The 264-nt window shown below is 65.9% G+C and carries 1 protein-coding gene; it reads right to left on the bottom strand.

Translation table 11 applies throughout. The features are described from left to right. On the bottom strand, positions 1 to 106 hold a 106-nt coding region (locus tag ACH107_RS33880; RefSeq protein WP_412509933.1), incomplete at its 3' end, for a transposase family protein. Between the last annotated feature and the right edge of the window lie 158 nt (positions 107 to 264).

The following is a 264-nucleotide window of genomic DNA, read 5'->3' as shown; positions in this document are numbered from 1 at the left end:
CGCCCACCTCCAACAGCTCGGCCACGGCCTTCACCGGCATCGCGCGCACCAGCGCGATCACGAAGGCGTCGAAAAGCTGCGTGAAGCCCGAGCCGCTGCACGGCATGTTTGAGGTGCCGGGCAGCGGCTCCTTTATATCCCAGGAGCCGGGTTCAGCGTAAGACAAACATGTCGGCGTGGTCCTCGGTGGGGAGAGCTTCACGGCGCTGGCCGAGAACCTGCAACAGGCCCTCTGGTCACTGGGCGGGGCACCGCAAAACCACC

It is taken from the genome of Roseovarius halophilus (ex Wu et al. 2025), from assembly GCF_047086965.1.
The sequence above is the reverse complement of the archived record's forward strand: the minus strand, read 5'-3'. Positions and strand labels throughout refer to the sequence as shown.